The sequence below is a fragment of the Curtobacterium sp. BRD11 genome (assembly GCF_031844345.1).
Lineage (GTDB): Bacteria > Actinomycetota > Actinomycetes > Actinomycetales > Microbacteriaceae > Curtobacterium.
Genome location: NZ_JAUZUZ010000002.1, coordinates 596,886 through 614,155 on the forward strand (window position 1 = coordinate 596,886; position 17,270 = coordinate 614,155).

The window sequence follows — 17,270 nt, forward strand, 5'->3', positions numbered from 1 at the left end:
CGCGGTCGGTGACCCTTCTGGTCTACGCGGTCGCGTGCTCGGCGTTCCCAGTGCGCGTGCACCCTGGCGTCCCCCGCGGGGTGGTCGGACGCGCGGACGGCACCGGGGTCAGTGCTCGAGCGCGGGGTCCACCTGGTCGACGGCGTCGCGCATCCGCTCGAGGAACGTCGCGACGACACGCGCGTCGGAGGCGGACAGCCCCTCGGCGATCGACATCATCCGCCGGTGCATGGTCCCGAGGGTGGCGCGGACCTCGTCGTCGGTCTCGGTCGTGGGGGTGATCACCAGTGCGCGACGGTCGGTGGGGTGCGGCTCGCGGCGGACGTGGTCCGACTTCACCAGGCGGTCGATCAGGATCGTCGTCGAGGCCGACGAGATCTTCAGGTAGGCGGCCAGGTCCTTCGGCTTGACCATCCGACCCGCACGCTGTGCCTGCAGCAGGTAGCGGACGGCGAGCAGGTCGGTCTCGCCCATGCCCATCGAGTCGCGGGTCCGTCGCCGCATCGCGGTCTCGGCGGCGCGGTAGCGACGCAGGGCGTTCAGCACGGCGACGCCGCGCTGTGTGGCGTCGTCGTCGGGGAACCAGTACCCCGACGCCTCCGTGATCTCCTGCGTCGACATGCCGTTCAGGGTAACCCGTCTGGTATCTCGCCTGCCTAGCGGATCCGCGTGCTGTGGACGAGTCCTCGGCGCTGCCCCGGACGGAGGGGAGGCGCGGTGCCAGCCGGCACCGCGCCTCCAGACCGTCTCCTGGTCGCCCGACGGCGACCGGGCGGATCAGGCGGCGACGCGCTCGTCCGCCGCACCGGCCAGGGCGCGGAGCGCGCCCTGCACGAGCTCGACGACCTCGGCGTCCTCGCGCGGGTGGGTCTCCGCGAACCGGACCACCGACTGCGGGATGGCGACCTTGACGTCCTCCAGGACCTTCGCACCCGCGATCCCCGCCGACTTGCGGGCGTCGTCGTGTGCCCACACACCGCCGTACTGGCCGAACGCCGAGCCGATCACCGCGAGCGGCTTGCCGGACAGCGGCGACGAGCCGAAGGGCCGCGAGCCCCAGTCGAGCGCGTTCTTCAGCACGGCCGGCATCGTGCCGTTGTACTCGGGGGTGACGAGCAGGACCGCGTCCGCTGCGGCGACGGCGTCGCGGAAGGCGACGGCGGCGGCCGGCGGGGTGTCGCCGTCGATGTCCTCGTTGTAGAAGGGCAGGTCGACGATGCCGTCGAACGTCGTGAGGGTGATCCCCTCGGGGGCGTGCTGCTCGGCAGCCTCGGCGAGCTTCCGGTTGATCGAGCCGGCGCGCAGGCTGCCGACGAGGGCGAGGACGTTCGTCATGGTGGATCCCTTCTGTCCGTGACCGTTCGGTCACGGAATGGTGTCAGGGACAACCAATGTGCTCGCTGAGTGCGCCATTCCCGATCGGACCACCACTCGGGTCCCGCTGGGTACGGTGGCCGGGTGAGCAGCCACCGGACGCCCGCCAGCAGCCCGCGCACCACCGACCCGGACTGGTGGCGTCAGGCCGTCGTCTACCAGGTGTACCCGCGGAGCTTCGCCGACACCGACGCGGACGGCCTGGGGGACATCGCGGGCATCACGAGCCGTGTGCCGTACCTGGCGTCGCTCGGCGTCGACGCGGTGTGGTTGTCGCCCTTCACCCCCTCGCCGCTCGCCGACGGCGGGTACGACGTGGCGGACTACCGCGACGTCGACCCGCGCCTCGGCACGCTCGACGACCTCGACGCGTTCGTCCGCGCCGCACACGAGCACGACGTGCGCGTCATCGTCGACGTCGTGCCGAACCACACCTCCGACCAGCACGAGTGGTTCCGCCAGGCGCTCGCCGCAGAGCCGGGGTCACCCGAGCGGGCGCGCTACGTGTTCCGTGACGGAGCGGGGGAGTCGGGCGAACTCCCGCCGAGCGACTGGGTGTCGAACTTCGGCGGCAGCGCGTGGACGCGGGTGCCGGACGGCCAGTGGTACCTGCACCTGTTCGCGCCCGAACAGCCCGACCTCGACTGGTCGAACCCCGAGGTGCGCGCCGACTTCGAGCACACCCTGCGGTTCTGGTCCGACCGCGGCGTGGACGGCTTCCGGGTCGACGTCGCGCACGGGCTCGCGAAGGACCTGTCGACGCCGTACCGTCCTTCGAACGAGAAGGCGCTGCCGCTGGACGGCTCCGACCCGCTGTACGACCGCGACGAGGTGCACGAGATCTTCGCGACGTGGCGCTCCGTGCTCGACGAGTACGACCCGCCCCGTGCCGCGATCGCCGAGGCCTGGGCGCCGGCACCGCGTCGCGTGCTCTACGCCCGGCCGACCGAGCTCGGGCAGGCGTTCAACTTCGACCTGCTCGAGGCGCCGTACGACGCACGGGCCTTCCACGAGATCATCGAGCGGAACCTCGCCATGTCGGCCGAGTCCGGCGCTTCCTCGACCTGGGTCCTGTCGAACCACGACGTCGTGCGGCACGCCACCCGCTACGGCCTGCCCGACGGCACCGACACGGATGCCTGGCTGCTCACCGACGGCACCGAGCCCGAGCTCTACCGTGCGCGCGGTGGACGTCGGGCGCGTGCGGCGACGCTGCTGATCCTGGCGTTGCCCGGGTCCACCTACCTGTACCAGGGCGAGGAGCTCGGCCTGCACGAGGCGCCCGCGATCCCCCACGAGCGCCTGCAGGACCCGAAGTGGATCCGCAGCGGGCACACGGTGAAGGGGCGGGACGGCTGCCGGGTCCCGATCCCCTGGACCCGGACGGGGCCGTCGTTCGGCTTCGGCGACGTCGCACCGCACCTGCCGCAGCCGGAGGACTTCGGCGACTCGTCGGTCGAGGCCGAGGACGGCGACCCAGCTTCGACGCTGTCGCTCTACCGGCAGGCGACGGCGGCCCGACGACGGCTGCAGCAGGGCGAGGAACTGACGTGGCTCGACGCCGGTGACGACGTCGTGGCGTTCGCCCGGCACGAGGGCTGGCGGTCCGTGACGAACCTCGGGACGTCCCCGGTGCCGATGCCGTCGGGCACGGTGGTGCTGGCGTCCGGGCCGCTCGACGCGGGCGAGGGGATGCTCCCGGGCGAGACCACGGTGTGGCTCGGGTGAGTTCGGTACGGCCGGGGTGGCTGCGCACATCCCTGCACAGCGGCTGGTCTCGGGACTGTTCTCCCCAGAAGGGCTCGACGGCCGCTGACGGGGTGGTCCCGCTCGCGACGATCGGGGCATGACAGACACCTCGATCCCGACAACCACCCACCGCGTCGCACACCCCCGACGGTGTCGACGCCCGCGGGGTGCGATCACGGCCGGACTCGTGGCCCTTGCCGTCCTGGCGGCGCCGGCGCTCCTGCCCTCCAGCTCCTCGGCGGACGACCTCGCGTTCCCCTACCGCAACGGCTTCGACTCCGCCGCGGGCGGCACCCTGAGCGGCGACGCGCAGGTCGTCGACGGGCGGCTGCGGCTCACGGACCAGACGAAGGACCAGGCCGGAGCGTGGTCGACGGACGACACGTTCCGCTCGGACCTCGGACTCGACATCGAGTTCTCGTACGCCATGTACAACACGGTGGGCGACCAGGGTGCCGACGGGCTGCTGCTCTTCCTGGCGGACGGCAGCGCACCACAGGGCGTCGGAGCGTACGGCGCAGCGCTCGGGTACGCCTGCCGGTCGAGCGAGACCCAGGGCGGCGGGCGGCCCTGCGACCTGCCCGGCGTGCCGGGTGGCTTCGCGGCGGTGGCGGTCGACCACTACGGCAACTTCTCGCAGGAGATCAACCTGTCCGGGCTCGGGCGCCGACCGGACTCGGTCGTGGTCCGGGGATCGGGTGACGGCACCACCGGCTACCGGTACGTCGACGGGGTCCAGGCTCCCGGCGGCACCCTGACCGACGGGCCGACGAAGCGGAAGGTCCGGGTCAGTCTCGTGCCGGGGGCGTCGGGGGAACTCTTCATGACCGTGCGCCTCGAGGACGGGGGGCTGCTCCGCACCGTCCTCGACCGCGTGCCGCTGCACGGCGACGCCCAGGCTCCGCTCCCGGACACGCTCCGGCTCGGCTTCTCCGCCGCGACCGGCAGTTTCGCCGACGTCCACGAGGTCGACGACCTCCGGGTCTCCCAGCCCGTCGACCTCGGCGTCACCCAGGAGCTCCCCGCGTCCGGTCGGCCCGGGCAGCCGTTCTCGTACACCGTGACCGCGTCCGACGCCGGCCCGAACCGGTCCGACCCCAGCGCGCTGCACGTCGACGTCCCCGACGGTCTGCGGGACGTGACGTGGACCTGCACCGCGACCGACGGATCCTCCTGCGGAACGGCCAGCGGGACCGGCGACGTGGACGCCGGGCTCGACCTGATCCCGGGCGGCGCCGCGACGGTCACCGTGTCCGGGACCGTCGCGGACGACGCCTCGGGGGCGCTCGAGAGCACCGCCACCATCGCGCCTCCGGCGTCGCTGTCCGACGTCGACGAGTCCGACAACCGGTCCGTCGAGACGAGTCCGATCGAGGCGGCGCCGGCGCTCGAGGCGCAGCTCGAGACCGACAAGTCGGTGTCCCCGTCCGTCGACGTGGCACCGGGGGACGAGGTCGAGTACCTGGTGACGGCGAAGAACCGCGGTCCGGACCCCGCGCACGACGTGGGCGTGGTCGACGACCTGCCGGCGGCGATGCGCTTCACGGGGTCCGAGGACGACTGTTCGGCCGAGGGACAGCACGTGACGTGCCGGTCCGAGGGGGACCTGGCGGTGGGTGGGACGCGCTCCTTCCGCATCAGGGCGGTGCTCGACCCCGGCTACACCGGCGACGGGTCCGACGTCGTCAACGTGGCGACCGCGACGTCGCCCACCGATCCGGACGGGGGCGACCCGTCCCCGGAGGTCACGATCGGCGTCACGGTGCCCGGCGACGGCGACGGCGACGGCGACGGCGACGGCGACGGTGAGGGTGACGGCGGTGACGAGGGCGACGGCGACACGGGCGGCCCGACGCCGGCCGGCTCCGCGAGCGCTTCGCCGACGCCGGACGCTCCGATGGCTGCGCGCGGCGGGCGGACGGGCGGCGGAGGGGCCGGCGCCGGGGCCCTCGCGTACACCGGCGCCGAGGGGCTCGGGCTCCTCGCCGCCCTGGCTGCTGCCGCCGTCGGGCTCGGGGCCGGCGGCTGGTGGGTCGCACGACGCCGGCGCGCGGCCGACGACCCCGACTGACGGGGAGCGCGCCACCGCCGGTCGGGGCGCTCGGACCCCGGTCGGCGGTGGTGGCTCCCGTCGGCACGGGCTCCGGTCCGACGCCCGGGGCGCCGGCGGTAGACTCGGACCACGATCCGCATGCCCGAAAGAGGTCCCGTGTCCGACTCCGTGGACGACGCCGGCCAGCGCGCGCGGTACTGGCCGATCCCCGTCCTCCGGGCCGTCCCAGCCGCGGTCGTGGCCCTCGTCATCACCTTCTCGTCCAACCACGCCGCCGGCTACGGCCTGCTGCTCTTCGGCGGGTTCGTGATCGTCGACGCCCTCGTGCTCGGGTGGGCCGCCCTGCGCCGCATGCCCTCCGACGAGCGCTCGCGTCCGACCACGTTCGTGCAGGCGGTCGTCTCCCTCGTCGCCGGTGTCGCCGCCCTGGCGACCAACGGCGTCGGGCTCGGCGCGTTCATCACGGTGGTCGTCGGGTGGGCCGTGCTGACGGGAGCCCTCGAACTCGCACAGGGACTCCGAGCGCGCGGCCGGTCGCCGTTCGCCCGTGACTGGACCACGATCGGTGGACTCACCCTGCTGCTCGCCGTCGCGTTCCTGCTGACACCGCCGGACTACTCCCAGCAGCTCGGGGGCGTGGAGCAGGTCACCGGCACCCTGGACGCCGCCGTCGTCCTGGTCGGACTGCTCGGCGCCTACCTCGCCATCGCGGCGGTCTTCCACGTGATCGCCGGACTCTCGCACAAGTGGGGCACCACGGCGCCTGCCGCAGCCCCGGACGGAGCACCACACGCATGAGCACCCCCAGCCGTCGCGACCGTCTGCGCCCCGCCGAGCTCCTCGTGATCTCGGCGGTCGTCGCGGTGTTCACCGGAGCGGTCGTGCTCTTCTCGACGCGTGAGTTCGAACTCGCCCTGGTGTTCCTCGGTGTCGCGTTCATCGTCGTCGTGGTGGTCCTCGCGATGCTCCAGCTCGCGGCGTCGAGCGACCAGGACGACAACGACATGCTCGGCGGCCACAGGACGCCGGGCGAGCGGTCCGAGGGCGACGACTTCCACTGACCCCGCTCCGGCGACCGTCGTGCCCGGCGACACGCCCGGGCGGAGCGGTCCGCGGCCGCGTCGTCAGGATCGGCACCCCGTCCGACACCGCTGGGTGAAGGGGGTGAGCGATGGACGCGACCACGACGACGGACGAGACGATCGTCCGCGCACTGGCGGCCGGTGACCAGGCCGCGTTGGCGCAGGTCTTCGACCGCTACGCCGCGACGATGACCCGGTACGTGTGGGCGATCGTCGACGATCGACACGACGTCGAGGAGGTCGTCCAGGACGCGTTCCTGGTGCTGTGGCAGCGGGCGGAGACGCTGGAGCTGCCGGCGGAGAGCCTGCTGCCCTGGCTGCTCGTCGTGTGCCGGAACCTGGCGCGCAACGCCGGGCGGAAGCGCACGCGGCACCGTGCCGACGAGCTGCCGGAGACGCTCACGGCACCGGTCGACCACACCGAGGCCGCCGAGACGCTGCGCTGGGTCCGTGCCGAGATCGCGGCCCTGCCCGAACTCGACCGGCGCATCTGCGAGCTCTGCCTGCTCGAGGGGCGCTCCTACACCGAGGCAGCCGAGGCGCTCGGGCTGACGGTGGGCGCCGTGACCCAACGGGTCTCCCGCAACCGTCGACGACTCAAGAAGGTGGTGATGCACGATGGACACTGAACCTCCCGTGGGCGACGAGCTGCAGCGCATGCTCGTCACGATGAAGCAGGGCGTGCTCGAGCGCGCCACCCCGCGTCCGAAGCGGCGTCGCGGGCACACCGGCATCGTCGTCGGTGTGGTCGCCCTGCTCGCGCTGGGCACCGCGTCGGGGGCGGTGGCGCTCACGCTGTCGCAGCAGGACCGTCCCGTGGCGGCCCCGGTGCAGACGCAGGAGCCGGCGCCGGCGCCGTCCGTCACCACCCCGACCTCCGCGCCGATCACGGCGACGCCGACGCCGGTCCCGACGACGGGTGCCGCGCCGCCCGACCGAGCGGACCCGACGGCTGTCGCGTCGATCCCCACGTCGTGCCGGGGCGCTGTTCCGGCGGGTGCGTACGACCGCCTGTTCGGCGGGCGTGAGGCCATCCAGGTCTTCCCGTCGCCGGGGGGAGTGGTTCCGTCGGTGTCCGAATCCGGGGTCGTCACCGAGCTGTACTGCCTCTGGGGTGGCAGCGACGGACCCGGCCCGGGCCTGGCACTCACCGTCGGGACCGCGAACGGCGAGCAGCTCGCTTCCCGGGAGTCGAGCTTCTTCGGCGACCAGGACACCGTCTGCTCGGTCGAGGGCCCCGCCCGCGTCTGCCGAGCGTCGTCGACGGACGTCGAGACCGGTGCCGCTCAGGCACGGACCTGGTACTCGCGCGGTGACACCTGGGTCGAGATCGACCAGGCCGACTTCCCGACCGACGGCCTGCTGGACGCCGTCGTCGGGGAGATCTGGGGGGACTGACGGCCGGGAGGCGCGGTGCGGGACCGTCCCGCGCCTCCCGTCCGCCGGTGGGACACGTCCCACACGGCCCCCGGACCTCACCCCACCCGTGCGGCCACGACGTCGCGAGCGAGCGTGCGCGTGGCGCGGTTCGGTTCGGTGTCCGACCGCATCGCGAGCCCGATGCGGAGCGGCTCGACCTCGTCCTCGAGCTCGAGCACGGCGCCGTCGTACCGGACGCCCGGGTCCGGGACGACACCGACGCCGAGCCCGGCCGAGGCGAACCGGATCACCGCCGGCATGTCGTTCATCTCCGCCACGACCCGGCGTCGGAGGCCGAGGCGCTCGAACGCGGCGTCGAGGATCAGGCGGTTGCCGAAGCCGTGCGCGGTGTCGACGAAGGGCTCCCCGGCGAGTTCGGCCAGGGACACCGACGGGCGAGCAGCGAGCGGGTGGTCCGCGGCGGTGTAGACGCGGAAGGGCAGCTCACGCAGCGGTTCGACGACGACCCCGGGCGGGACGGACGGCAGGCCCGTGTACGCCAGGTCGAGCCGCCCGGCGACCAGGTCCTGCACCAGGCCGGTGGTGCCCGAGGGTGAGGTCATCAGCTCGACGGCCACGAGCGGGTGCCGCCGCCGGAACCGCCGCAGCACCCCCGTCAGGTCGACGACGTCCATGCTCGTGAAGATGCCCAGCCGTACCCGGCCGCGGAGGTCGGCGTCGTCGACGGTCGCCAGGTCCCGCATCCGCTCGAGGGAACCGAGCACCGCGCGGGCGTGCGGGAGGAGGTCCTCGCCCGCCGCGGTCAGCACGAGTCGCCGACCGGTGCGGTCGAACAACCGCACCCCGAGCGAGCGTTCGAGGGAGGCGATCCCGGCGGAGACGGTCGACTGGGCGGCCCACAGGCGTTCCGCGGCGCGTGTCACGGTCCCCTCGGCGGCGACCGCCACGAACTGTTCGAGCAGGCGGGTCTCCATCGTCCGAGTATCGACCAGGTCGATGACGTCCATCAAGACCACCCGTTGGACTCGATGACGCCGCCGGGGCACCATCGGACCATGACCTCGACCACCGACGCGGCTCCGGCCCCGACGACCGGCTCCCGTCCCGTCCCCGCTCCGCGTGGGCGGCGCACGCACTCCCGTCGCCGGCACGGCTTCGGCTTCTGGGCCGTGGCCTTCGCGTTCCTGGCGGTGATGGCGTTCGCGACCGTCCCGGCACCCCTCTACGTGATCTACCAGGCGCGTGACGGCTTCCCGACGTTCACGACCACGGTCGTCTTCGCCGCCTACGGTGTCGGCGTCGTCGCCTCGCTCTTCCTGGCGGGACACCTCAGCGACGTGCACGGACGACGCCCGTTGATCCTGGTGTCGATCGCCCTCGAGCTCGTCGCGGCCGTGCTGTTCCTGCTGTGGTCCGACGTCGCAGGCCTCGTCGTGGCACGGTTCGTCACCGGCCTCGGCGTCGGGCTCCTCACCGCGACGGCGACCGCGCACCTCGGTGAACTGCGGGTCCGGGCGACCGGCTCGTCCGCGTCCGCCCAGGGTGCGAGCGTCGCGGCCGGCGCCGTGAACCTCGGCGGTCTGTCGCTCGGCGCCCTCGTCGGGGGCGCGCTCGCGGAGTTCGTCGGGCAGCCGCTCGTCGTGCCGTACGTCGTCTTCGTCGTCGCCCTGGCGGTCGCGTTCGTCGTCGTCCTCGCCGCGCCGGAGACCGTCGACCGTCCCGAGCAGCCGGTGCCGTACCGACCGCAGCGGATGGCCGCCCCCGAGGGGCAGGCCGGCGTGTTCTGGGCTGCCGGTGCCGCGGCCTTCGCCGCCCTGGCCGTGCAGGGACTCTTCACCTCGGTGGCCCCGACCTTCCTCGGCACCACGTTCCACGTCACCGACCGGCTCGCCGCGGGCGCCACGACGTTCGGGGTCTTCGCCGCGAGTGCGGTGTCGCAGATCGTCTTCGCCAGGCTGTCCCAGCGTCGGCAGATCCGGCTCGGTCTGGTGCTGCTCGTCGGTGGTCTCGTCGTGCTCGCGGTCGCCGCCGTGCTCCTGCAGGTCGCGGGCTTCATCGGCGGCGGGGTCGTGGCGGGTGCCGGTGTCGGGCTGCTCTTCCGGGCCGCGATCGCCCGCGCGGGGTCGCTCGTCGGGCCGGAGCAGCGCGGCGGGGTGCTCGCGGCGACGTTCCTCGTCGCGTACGCGGGACTGACCGTGCCCGTCGTGGCGGTCGGCGCCGCGCTCCTCGTCGTGCCGACGCTCCCGGTGCTGCTCGCGTACGTGGCCTTCGTCGTCGCACTCGCACTGGTCGCCGGCCTGCGCCTGGCCGCCCGCGCGGCGTAGTCCGCCGCGACCAGCCGACCACCCGGCCAGCCGTTCGGCAGGTCGTCTCCCGGCATACTGGAGCGCATGCCCCAGCAGCGCCGACGTCCGGCCGTCACCGTCGTCGCCGCGGTCATCGCGGCCGGCCTGGTCGCCGGCGGCTTCGCGCTGACGGCGCAGCGCAGCGGCGAGGACCCGGTGATCGGCGGCGGAGCGTCCACCGTCACGCCCGGCGCGACCGCGGCCGACGGGACGACGCGCGACGGCACCGTCACCATCGAGCGGTCGGGCCCCGACCTGCCCGGCGGCGACGTGCTCGACCGCTGCGACGCCGACCGCCGGGCCGTGGTCGCCCGGTACGAGACCGCCGCGCTCGGACGGGTCGAACTGCAGTGCGGCACGTCCGGCCAGGGCTACGAGCACATCCGCGTCCGGCACACCGCCGACTGGCAGGACGTCGTCCGGGGCCACGGCTCACGGGACTGGGACGACGCGATGCTCACCGCCGTCCGGTCCGTGCTCGAGGCACCGCCCGCCGGCTACCCGCAGGACGCCGGGGACGGCAAGGTCTGCTACGCCGCGCCGGTCCGCTTCGACGACGGCTCGCGTCCGTCGGCGGAGCCGAACGTGCGGGTGATCGTGTCGGAGACGACCGACCGGGTGATCACGGCGTTCCCCACCGACGACGGCGGCTGCTGACCGCACCGGACCGGTGCGCAGGCCCGGCCGACCCGTCCCGACGCGTGCACCTCGTGCCTACGCGTGCTCCTCGTGCCTACGCGTGCACCTCGTGCTCGTGCCGCCGGTGCGAGACCGGTTCGAGCTGGAAGGTCGAGTGCTCGACGGGGACGTCGAAGTGCTCCGCGACGCACTGCTGCAGCGCGTCGAGGATCCGGGGCGCGTGCGCGGTCGAGAAGCAGTGGTCGTCGACGACGACGTGCGCCGTCAGGTTCGGCACGCCGGTGGCGACGAGCGTCGCGTGCAGGTCGTGCACCTCGATCACGTGGTCGAGCTCGAGGATGTGCGCGCGCACGTCGTCGAGGTCGAGCCCGGGCGGTGTGGACTCGAGCAGCACGTTCGCGGTCTCGCGGAGCAGCCGGACGGCCCGCGGCAGGATGAGCAGCCCGATCAGGATCGCGGCGATCGAGTCGGCCCGCTCCCACCCGGTGAGCGCGAGGACGACGGCGGCGGCGATCACCGCGACGGACCCGAGGGTGTCGTTCAGCACCTCGAGCCGGGCCGCCCGTGAGGTGAAGCCGCCGCCCGAGGCCCGCGCGAGCACCGTGTAGGCGACGAGGTTGCCGACGAGCCCGACCACACCGAACACGAGCAGCGGGCCGGCGTGGATCTCGGCGGGCACGAACAGTCGTTGGACCGCCGAGACGACGACGAAGACCCCCACGGCGAGCAGGATCGCCGCCTGCGCCGTGGCGCCCAGCACCTCAGCACGCTGGTAGCCCCACGTCCGCTGGGCCGTGGGCGAGCGGCGCGCGAGCCGGGTGGCGACCAGGCCGATGCCGAGGCCACCGGTGTCGACGACCATGTGCCCGGCGTCGACGAGCAGTGCGAGGGAGCCGGTGACGACCGCCCCGACGACCTCGGCGAGCAGGATGCCCGCCGAGATGCAGAACGCGACGAGCAGCGCGCGCTCCGAGGCGCCGGCGTGCCCGTGCGCGTGGTCGTGTCCCATGCCTCGATCGTAGGGAACGAGGCCGACACCGTGCCAGGATCGGCGTCGTGACCCGGTCGCCCTACGAGCTGACGACACCGTCGGCCGTGCTCGCACGGTTGCACCCACGACTGCGCACGTACTTCGGTGCGGTCCCGGTGGGTCACGTCGGCCGCGGCGAGGGCGTGTTCGCGGTCGTCGGGACGCCGCGGCGCTGGATCTGGCCGCTCCTGGCCGTCCTGGCCCGGGACGCCGTGGTGTTCCCCGTGTGGGAGCGGGACGTCCCCTTCACGGTCGAGAACCGTCCGGCTCACGTCGGCCGCGGCGCCGTGGACGGTCGGGAGGCACGGGTCGCCGTCCGCGCGCACCGCACCTTCCGCTTCCGGACCGGACCCCGCACGATGGTGGACGCGATCACCGCCGAGCCGCACGGGCTCGTCGACCACCTCGGTCGCGGTGGGCGCGTCAGCGCCCTGCTCCGGGCGGAGGTCGACGCGGACGGGCCGGACGCGGGCGCCCTGCGCCTGGTCTCCACCCGGGTGACGGTCCGTGTGCTGGGACGTGCCCGGAGCCTCCCGGCCGTCGCCGCTCCGCGTGTCACGCTCGTGGAACGATTCGATGACGATGCCGACGTGCAGCGCGTGTCCCTGCGGCTCTCGGCGCCGCTGATCGGCACGCTGTACCGGTACGAGGGCGCCTTCCGCTACCGGATCGAGCCCGACACCGGACAGGGGACACCATGAGCGACGACACCACCCGCGCGCCGAGGGGCCGCGCCGTGATCGCGGGAGCGGGCGGCTTCGTCGGACGGTACCTGCAGCGTGCCTTCCGCGACGAGGGGTACGAGGTCGTCACGGTCGGTCGCACGGGCGACGCGGTGTGGGGCAACACGCTCCGGATCCGTGAGCTCGTCGACGGTGCCGCGATCGTGGTGAACATGGCGGGCAAGAGCGTGAACTGCCGCTACGGCCGTCGGAACCGAGCGGAGATCATGCGCTCCCGCGTGGACACGACGCTCGAGCTGGCCGAGGCGATCCGGACCGCCGAGCACCCGCCGCCGCTGTGGGTGAACGCCTCCACCGCGACGATCTACCGGCACGCGGACGACCGACCCCAGGACGAGGCCACGGGTGAGCTCGGCGAGGGCTTCTCGGTCTCGGTCGCGAAGGCGTGGGAGGACGCCCTGTTCAGCGCGGACCTGCCGCACACCCGCCGGGTCGCGCTCCGGATGGCGATCGTGTTCGGCGACGGGAGCGCCCTCGTCCCGCTGCTCCGACTGGCCCGGGCCGGTCTCGGCGGGCCGCAGTTCGACGGGGCGTGGTTCCCGACGCGTGCCCGGCTCCGAGCGGGCACGTACCACCACGACCGGCACACGCACGGGCGGCAGCGGTTCAGCTGGGTGCACATCGACGACGTCCTCGGGGTGATCCGGTTCGTGCGCGACCACGAGGACATCGACGGCCCGGTCAACGTCTCGAGCCCGGAGCCGTCGGACAACCGGACCGTGATGGCCACCATCCGCGACGCGGTCGGACGGCGCTTCGGGCTGCCGACCTGGCGGTGGATGCTCGAGATCGGATCGTTCGCGATCCGCACGGAGACCGAGCTCGTGCTGAAGAGTCGGTGGGTCGTGCCGACGCGACTGCTCGAGGCGGGCTACGAGTTCCGGTACCCGCACCTGCGCGGCGCGCTCGCCGGCATCATCGCCGAGCGCCGGCAGCACCGGGGCTGACCGGCACCGCCACCGCCGGCACCGCCGCGGCCGGCACCACCCTCGCGGTGCGCGACGACCACAGCACGGCGACCACCACCACGGCACCGGCCAGGACCTCGACCACGTCCGGCACCTCGCCGAACGCCGCCCACGAGGCGAGCACCCCGATCACGGGGACGAGCATCGAGAACGGTGCGACGGTGCTCGACGGGTACTTCCCCATCAGGCGCGACCAGATCCCGTACCCGACCAGGCTCCCCGCGACGACGATGTAGAGCAGGCCGAGGCCGGCCGGCAACGCCGACGCGGTGAACGCCGTGCCGAACGCCCGACCGACCCGCTCCGGCCCCTCGACGAGCAGCGACAGTGCGAACATCGGCACCGGCGGCACGACGGCCCACCACAGGGTCAGGTGCAGCGGGTTCACCGGACCGGTCCGCCGCGTCGCGACGTTGCCGAGCGCCCAGCCCAGCGCCCCGCACAGCACCAGCACGACCGGCAGCAGCGCCGCGGTCTGCGCCCGGTGCACCGCGATGACGCCGAGGGCCGCGACCGCGACGGACACCCCGACGACCTGACGGGCGGTGAGCTTCTCACGCAGCAGGACCCCGGCGAGCACGACCGTGAACGGCGCGGATGCCTGGATCACCAGCGACGCGAGCCCGGTCGGCATCCCGGCCGCCATGCCGAGGTACAGGAACGCGAACTGCAGGACGCCGAGCGTCGCACCGACGAGCACGATCCACCGGAACGGGACCCTCGGCCGCGGGACGAACAGGATCGTCGGGACGGCCAGCAGGCTGAACCGGACGGCGGCGAGCAGGAACGGGGGCCAGTGGTCGAGGGCGATCGCGGTCGCCGGGAAGTTCAGACCCCACGCCACGGCGACGACGAGGGCCAGGATGCGGTCGCGGAAGAGCACGGATCGATCGTCCCGCACGAGAAGCGGTAGCACCAGCGCACGGTGTGACAGCATCGTTGTAGGGTCCCTGCATGGTCGGCTTCGACATCGCCCTGCTGCCGGTCCTCCGCGAGCTCGCGGAACGGGGGAGCGTCACCGCGGTCGCAGCAGCCACGCACCGCACCCCGAGCGCGGTGTCGCAACAGCTCCGCACGCTGCAGCGCCAGGCCGGCGTACCCCTGGTCGAGCGCGTCGGACGCGGCGTGCGCCTCACCGCGGACGGCCGGGCACTCGCCGACATGGCCACCGGTGTCGCGACCGCGCTCGCCACGGTGGAGTCGGCGTGGTCGGAGCACCTCGCGGGGGTGAGCGGGACGGTCGACCTCGCGGTGTTCCCCTCGGCGGCCGAGCTGCTGCTGCCGGGGCTCCTCACGCGCATGCGCGAGCACCCGGGCATCGTCCTCGAGCTCTCGGACGTCGACGTCAGCGAGGGGGAGTTCGCGCCGCTCACCGCCGACCACGACGTCGTCATCGGGCACCGCCCGGACGGTGCCCGCCGCCTCGACGGCGCCGTCGAGACGGTCGCGCTGCTCCGGGAACCGCTCGACGTCGCCCTGCCGCTCGACCACCCGCTCGCCGACCGGGAGCGCGTCGGCATCGAGGACGTCGTCGACGAGACCTGGATCGGCGTGCCCGAGGACTACCCGATCGACCGCGTGCTGATCGCGATGGCCGCGGCGTCCGACACCCCGCCGTCGGTGGCGTTCCGCACGATCCACCTGCCCGTCATCGAGAACCTGGTGGCCGCGGGGCACGGCATCGCGCTCGTGCCCCGGTACACGTCGGGCACGCGTGCGGCGGGACGGTTCCGGTTGGCGACGCTCGCCGACGTGCGGGCGGGCCGGAGGATCGAGGCGCTCACCCGTCCGGACCGCGCGGTCCGTCCCGCGGTCCGCACCGTCCTGGAGGCGTTGGTCGCCGAGGCACGGGCCGTCACCACCTGAGGTGGTGACGTGCGCGGCGGGGCCGCCCCGCGCCTCCCGTCCGCTGCGCCCGCTCGCGGTCTCGCGGAACGCAACGACGGCGGCCGCTCGCAGGGGTGTACCGCTGCGAGGAGCCGCCGTCGTTGCGTGTTGCGGAAGGGGTCGGACTAGACGTCCAGGCGGTCGACGAGCTCGTCGGCCAGGCCCGTGTAGGTGCCGGGCGTGAGGTTCGTCAGTCGTGCCTTGGCACCCGACGAGATGTCGAGGCCGTTCACGAACGCGACGAGCTCGTCCTGGCCGATGCGCTTGCCCCGCGTGAGCTCCTTGAGCATCGCGTAGGGGTCCTCGATGTTCGACTGCCCGGCGGTGACCTCGGCGCGGATGACCGTCTGGATCGCCTCGCCGAGCACCTCCCAGTTGTGGTCGAGGTCCTCGGCCAGCCGGGTCTCGTTCACCGCGATCTCGCCGAGCCCGCGACGCAGGTTGTCGAGCGCGAGCAGCGAGTGCCCGAACGCGACGCCGATGTTCCGCTGCGTGGTCGAGTCGGTCAGGTCGCGCTGCAGGCGGCTCGTCACGAGGGTCTCAGACAGCGTCGAGAACAGCGCCGACGAGATCTCGAGGTTCGCCTCGGCGTTCTCGAACCGGATCGGGTTGATCTTGTGCGGCATCGTCGACGACCCCGTGGCACCGGCCACCGGGATCTGCGTGAAGTAGCCCATCGAGATGTAGGTCCACACGTCGGTCGCCAGGTTGTGCAGGATCCGGTTCGCGTGGCGCACCCGGTCGTACAGCTCGGCCTGCCAGTCGTGCGACTCGATCTGCGTCGTCAGCGGGTTCCACGTCAGGCCGAGGCCCTCGACGAACTCCTTCGACAGCGCGGGCCAGTCGGCCTCGGGGTCGGCGGCGAGGTGCGCCGAGAAGGTCCCGGTGGCGCCGGAGAACTTACCGAGGTACTCGCCGTGCTCGATCTGCGTCAGGACGCGCTCGAGGCGGTAGACGACCACCGCGAGCTCCTTGCCGAGGGTCGTCGGCGTCGCGGGCTGCCCGTGCGTGTGCGAGAGCATCGGCACGGCGCGGAGCTGCTCCGCCGTGGTGCGGAGCGTCGCCAGGACCGAGCGGTAGGCGGGCAGCCACACCTGGTCGACGGTGTCCCGCACCGTCAGTGCGTACGACAGGTTGTTGACGTCCTCGCTGGTGCAGGCGAAGTGCGTCAGCTCGGCGATGGCGTCGAGCCCGAGCTCGGACAGGCGGCGACGGACGAAGTACTCGACGGCCTTGACGTCGTGCCGCGTCGTGGCCTCGATCTCGGCGAGCTCCGCGATCTGGTCGTGGCCGAAGGTCTCGACGACCCGGCGCAGCGCTGCCTTGTCGTCGATGCTCAGCGGCGAGGTGGTGAACATCGCGTGGTCGGTCAGGAAGATGAGCCACTCGACCTCGACCACGATGCGTGCGCGGTTGAGGCCGGCCTCGGAGAGGTGCTCGCCCACCGTGTGCACGACCGGGTAGTACCGCCCGTCGAGCGGGCTGATCGGCTGCGGGGGAAGGGGGGTCATGGGGCTCCCTGACGGACTGCCGGTTCGAGTTGGCGGAAGAGCGCCCGGCAGGCACGCTCGACGGTCGAGAGCACTCGGTCGAACTCGTGCCGGTCCGCGTAGTACGGGTCCGGCACGTCGGCCTGCTGGGGCCAGGCGTCGTCGTACCGCAGCAGGAGCGTCACCTTGGCGGCGTCGTCCATGGTCGGTGCCCACGAGCGCAGGACGCGTTCGTGGGAGCGGTCGAGTGCGACCACCAGGTCGAGGTCCGGGAACCGGTCCGGGTCGAACTGGCGGGCGCGATGCCTGCTGCCATCGTATCCGCGCGCTGCGAGTGCCGCGATCGTGCGCTCGTCCGCGGGCTCGCCGACGTGCCAGTCACCGGTGCCCGCCGACTCGACGACGAAGCGGTCGGCCATGCCGGCGTCGGCGGCGACCTGTGCGAAGACGATGCCGGCCATGGGGGAGCGGCAGATGTTGCCGCTGCAGACGAACGAGACGCGGAACGGGGCGTCGGCGTCCGGGCTCAT

18 protein-coding genes are annotated in these 17,270 nt (G+C 73.2%); 11 read left to right on the forward strand and 7 right to left on the reverse strand.

Annotated elements, in window-relative coordinates; genetic code table 11:
• Window positions 1-108: 108 nt before the first annotated feature.
• Together Q9R28_RS07520 and Q9R28_RS07525 are read right to left on the reverse strand one after the other, a co-directional pair.
• Window positions 109-621, reverse strand: a complete 513-nt coding sequence (locus Q9R28_RS07520) for a MarR family winged helix-turn-helix transcriptional regulator (RefSeq protein ID WP_066651725.1) — start codon at window positions 619-621, stop codon at window positions 109-111.
• A gap of 156 nt (window positions 622-777) precedes the next feature.
• Entirely contained in the window at window positions 778-1,335 is a 558-nt protein-coding gene (locus Q9R28_RS07525) for an NADPH-dependent FMN reductase (RefSeq protein ID WP_209684271.1), read from the reverse strand.
• A gap of 123 nt (window positions 1,336-1,458) precedes the next feature.
• Between Q9R28_RS07525 and Q9R28_RS07530 the strand changes: the two genes are divergently transcribed.
• The 6 genes from Q9R28_RS07530 to Q9R28_RS07555 all read left to right on the forward strand — a co-directional run bounded on the left by Q9R28_RS07530 (window position 1,459) and on the right by Q9R28_RS07555 (window position 7,656).
• A complete protein-coding gene (locus Q9R28_RS07530) occupies window positions 1,459-3,102 on the forward strand; it encodes a glycoside hydrolase family 13 protein (RefSeq protein WP_311205797.1) in 1,644 nt (547 codons plus the stop codon).
• 118 nt (window positions 3,103-3,220) lie between these two features.
• Window positions 3,221-5,194, forward strand: a complete 1,974-nt coding sequence (locus Q9R28_RS07535) for a lectin-like domain-containing protein (protein ID WP_311205798.1) — start codon at window positions 3,221-3,223, stop codon at window positions 5,192-5,194.
• A 138-nt stretch (window positions 5,195-5,332) separates the two neighbouring features.
• Entirely contained in the window at window positions 5,333-5,974 is a 642-nt protein-coding gene (locus Q9R28_RS07540; RefSeq protein ID WP_235426437.1) for a DUF308 domain-containing protein, read from the forward strand.
• Window positions 5,971-6,237, forward strand: coding sequence for a hypothetical protein (locus Q9R28_RS07545; RefSeq protein WP_066651735.1), 267 nt, complete (start codon window positions 5,971-5,973; stop codon window positions 6,235-6,237). Before Q9R28_RS07540 ends, Q9R28_RS07545 begins: the two co-directional genes overlap by 4 nt.
• 110 nt (window positions 6,238-6,347) lie before the next feature.
• Window positions 6,348-6,887 (forward strand): RNA polymerase sigma factor, encoded by a 540-nt coding sequence (locus tag Q9R28_RS07550; RefSeq protein WP_066651737.1) that lies wholly within the window; start codon window positions 6,348-6,350, stop codon window positions 6,885-6,887.
• Window positions 6,877-7,656, forward strand: a complete 780-nt coding sequence (locus Q9R28_RS07555) for a hypothetical protein (protein WP_271826756.1) — start codon at window positions 6,877-6,879, stop codon at window positions 7,654-7,656. Before Q9R28_RS07550 ends, Q9R28_RS07555 begins: the two co-directional genes overlap by 11 nt.
• 77 nt (window positions 7,657-7,733) lie before the next feature.
• Here the strand turns inward: Q9R28_RS07555 and Q9R28_RS07560 are convergent, their stop codons facing one another.
• Window positions 7,734-8,645 (reverse strand): LysR family transcriptional regulator, encoded by a 912-nt coding sequence (locus tag Q9R28_RS07560; protein ID WP_311205799.1) that lies wholly within the window; start codon window positions 8,643-8,645, stop codon window positions 7,734-7,736.
• A gap of 48 nt (window positions 8,646-8,693) precedes the next feature.
• Between Q9R28_RS07560 and Q9R28_RS07565 the strand changes: the two genes are divergently transcribed.
• Window positions 8,694-9,962 carry an MFS transporter gene (locus tag Q9R28_RS07565; RefSeq protein ID WP_311205800.1) on the forward strand — a complete coding sequence of 423 codons (1,269 nt, stop codon included), beginning with the start codon at window positions 8,694-8,696 and terminating at the stop codon, window positions 9,960-9,962.
• Window positions 9,963-10,028: 66 nt separating this feature from the next.
• Entirely contained in the window at window positions 10,029-10,640 is a 612-nt protein-coding gene (locus Q9R28_RS07570) for a hypothetical protein (protein WP_311205801.1), read from the forward strand.
• 76 nt (window positions 10,641-10,716) lie between these two features.
• Here Q9R28_RS07570 and Q9R28_RS07575 read toward each other — a convergent pair whose 3' ends face one another.
• Window positions 10,717-11,631 carry a cation diffusion facilitator family transporter gene (locus Q9R28_RS07575; RefSeq protein ID WP_066651753.1) on the reverse strand — a complete coding sequence of 305 codons (915 nt, stop codon included), beginning with the start codon at window positions 11,629-11,631 and terminating at the stop codon, window positions 10,717-10,719.
• 47 nt (window positions 11,632-11,678) lie between these two features.
• Here Q9R28_RS07575 and Q9R28_RS07580 point away from each other — a divergent pair, with 47 nt between their 5' ends.
• Both Q9R28_RS07580 and Q9R28_RS07585 read left to right on the forward strand, forming a co-directional pair.
• Complete coding sequence (locus Q9R28_RS07580) at window positions 11,679-12,353, forward strand: DUF4166 domain-containing protein (RefSeq protein WP_271826753.1); 675 nt, start codon at window positions 11,679-11,681, stop codon at window positions 12,351-12,353.
• Window positions 12,350-13,342 carry a DUF1731 domain-containing protein gene (locus tag Q9R28_RS07585; RefSeq protein ID WP_311205802.1) on the forward strand — a complete coding sequence of 331 codons (993 nt, stop codon included), beginning with the start codon at window positions 12,350-12,352 and terminating at the stop codon, window positions 13,340-13,342. Before Q9R28_RS07580 ends, Q9R28_RS07585 begins: the two co-directional genes overlap by 4 nt.
• On the opposite strand, the gene Q9R28_RS07590 is transcribed toward Q9R28_RS07585, so the two are convergent.
• The gene (locus Q9R28_RS07590) at window positions 13,311-14,246 is read right to left on the reverse strand and encodes an EamA family transporter (protein WP_311205803.1); all 936 of its coding nucleotides are present in this window, start codon (window positions 14,244-14,246) and stop codon (window positions 13,311-13,313) included. The genes Q9R28_RS07585 and Q9R28_RS07590 overlap by 32 nt on opposite strands.
• A gap of 71 nt (window positions 14,247-14,317) precedes the next feature.
• Between Q9R28_RS07590 and Q9R28_RS07595 the strand changes: the two genes are divergently transcribed.
• Window positions 14,318-15,229: a LysR family transcriptional regulator gene (locus Q9R28_RS07595; RefSeq protein WP_311205804.1), complete on the forward strand. Its 912-nt coding sequence runs from the start codon at window positions 14,318-14,320 to the stop codon at window positions 15,227-15,229.
• A 146-nt stretch (window positions 15,230-15,375) separates the two neighbouring features.
• Here Q9R28_RS07595 and purB read toward each other — a convergent pair whose 3' ends face one another.
• Entirely contained in the window at window positions 15,376-16,761 is a 1,386-nt protein-coding gene (gene purB / locus Q9R28_RS07600) for an adenylosuccinate lyase (RefSeq protein WP_209684247.1), read from the reverse strand.
• The gene (locus Q9R28_RS07605; RefSeq protein ID WP_066657642.1) at window positions 16,758-17,270 is read right to left on the reverse strand and encodes a low molecular weight protein-tyrosine-phosphatase; all 513 of its coding nucleotides are present in this window, start codon (window positions 17,268-17,270) and stop codon (window positions 16,758-16,760) included. The genes purB and Q9R28_RS07605 overlap by 4 nt, the downstream gene beginning before the upstream one ends.

What these genes read in the sequence shown, in the direction of transcription:
- Q9R28_RS07520 (WP_066651725.1), bottom strand. Translation starts at nt 621, where the DNA reads ATGTCGACGCAGGAGATCACGGAGGCGTCGGGGTACTGGTTCCCCGAC.
- Q9R28_RS07525 (WP_209684271.1), bottom strand. Translation starts at nt 1,335, where the DNA reads ATGACGAACGTCCTCGCCCTCGTCGGCAGCCTGCGCGCCGGCTCGATC.
- Q9R28_RS07535 (WP_311205798.1), top strand. Translation starts at nt 3,221, where the DNA reads ATGACAGACACCTCGATCCCGACAACCACCCACCGCGTCGCACACCCC.
- Q9R28_RS07545 (WP_066651735.1), top strand. Translation starts at nt 5,971, where the DNA reads ATGAGCACCCCCAGCCGTCGCGACCGTCTGCGCCCCGCCGAGCTCCTC.
- Q9R28_RS07550 (WP_066651737.1), top strand. Translation starts at nt 6,348, where the DNA reads ATGGACGCGACCACGACGACGGACGAGACGATCGTCCGCGCACTGGCG.
- Q9R28_RS07555 (WP_271826756.1), top strand. Translation starts at nt 6,877, where the DNA reads ATGGACACTGAACCTCCCGTGGGCGACGAGCTGCAGCGCATGCTCGTC.
- Q9R28_RS07560 (WP_311205799.1), bottom strand. Translation starts at nt 8,645, where the DNA reads ATGGACGTCATCGACCTGGTCGATACTCGGACGATGGAGACCCGCCTG.
- Q9R28_RS07565 (WP_311205800.1), top strand. Translation starts at nt 8,694, where the DNA reads ATGACCTCGACCACCGACGCGGCTCCGGCCCCGACGACCGGCTCCCGT.
- Q9R28_RS07570 (WP_311205801.1), top strand. Translation starts at nt 10,029, where the DNA reads ATGCCCCAGCAGCGCCGACGTCCGGCCGTCACCGTCGTCGCCGCGGTC.
- Q9R28_RS07575 (WP_066651753.1), bottom strand. Translation starts at nt 11,631, where the DNA reads ATGGGACACGACCACGCGCACGGGCACGCCGGCGCCTCGGAGCGCGCG.
- Q9R28_RS07585 (WP_311205802.1), top strand. Translation starts at nt 12,350, where the DNA reads ATGAGCGACGACACCACCCGCGCGCCGAGGGGCCGCGCCGTGATCGCG.
- Q9R28_RS07595 (WP_311205804.1), top strand. Translation starts at nt 14,318, where the DNA reads ATGGTCGGCTTCGACATCGCCCTGCTGCCGGTCCTCCGCGAGCTCGCG.
- purB (WP_209684247.1), bottom strand. Translation starts at nt 16,761, where the DNA reads ATGACCCCCCTTCCCCCGCAGCCGATCAGCCCGCTCGACGGGCGGTAC.
- Q9R28_RS07605 (WP_066657642.1), bottom strand. Translation starts at nt 17,270, where the DNA reads ATGAGCCCGGACGCCGACGCCCCGTTCCGCGTCTCGTTCGTCTGCAGC.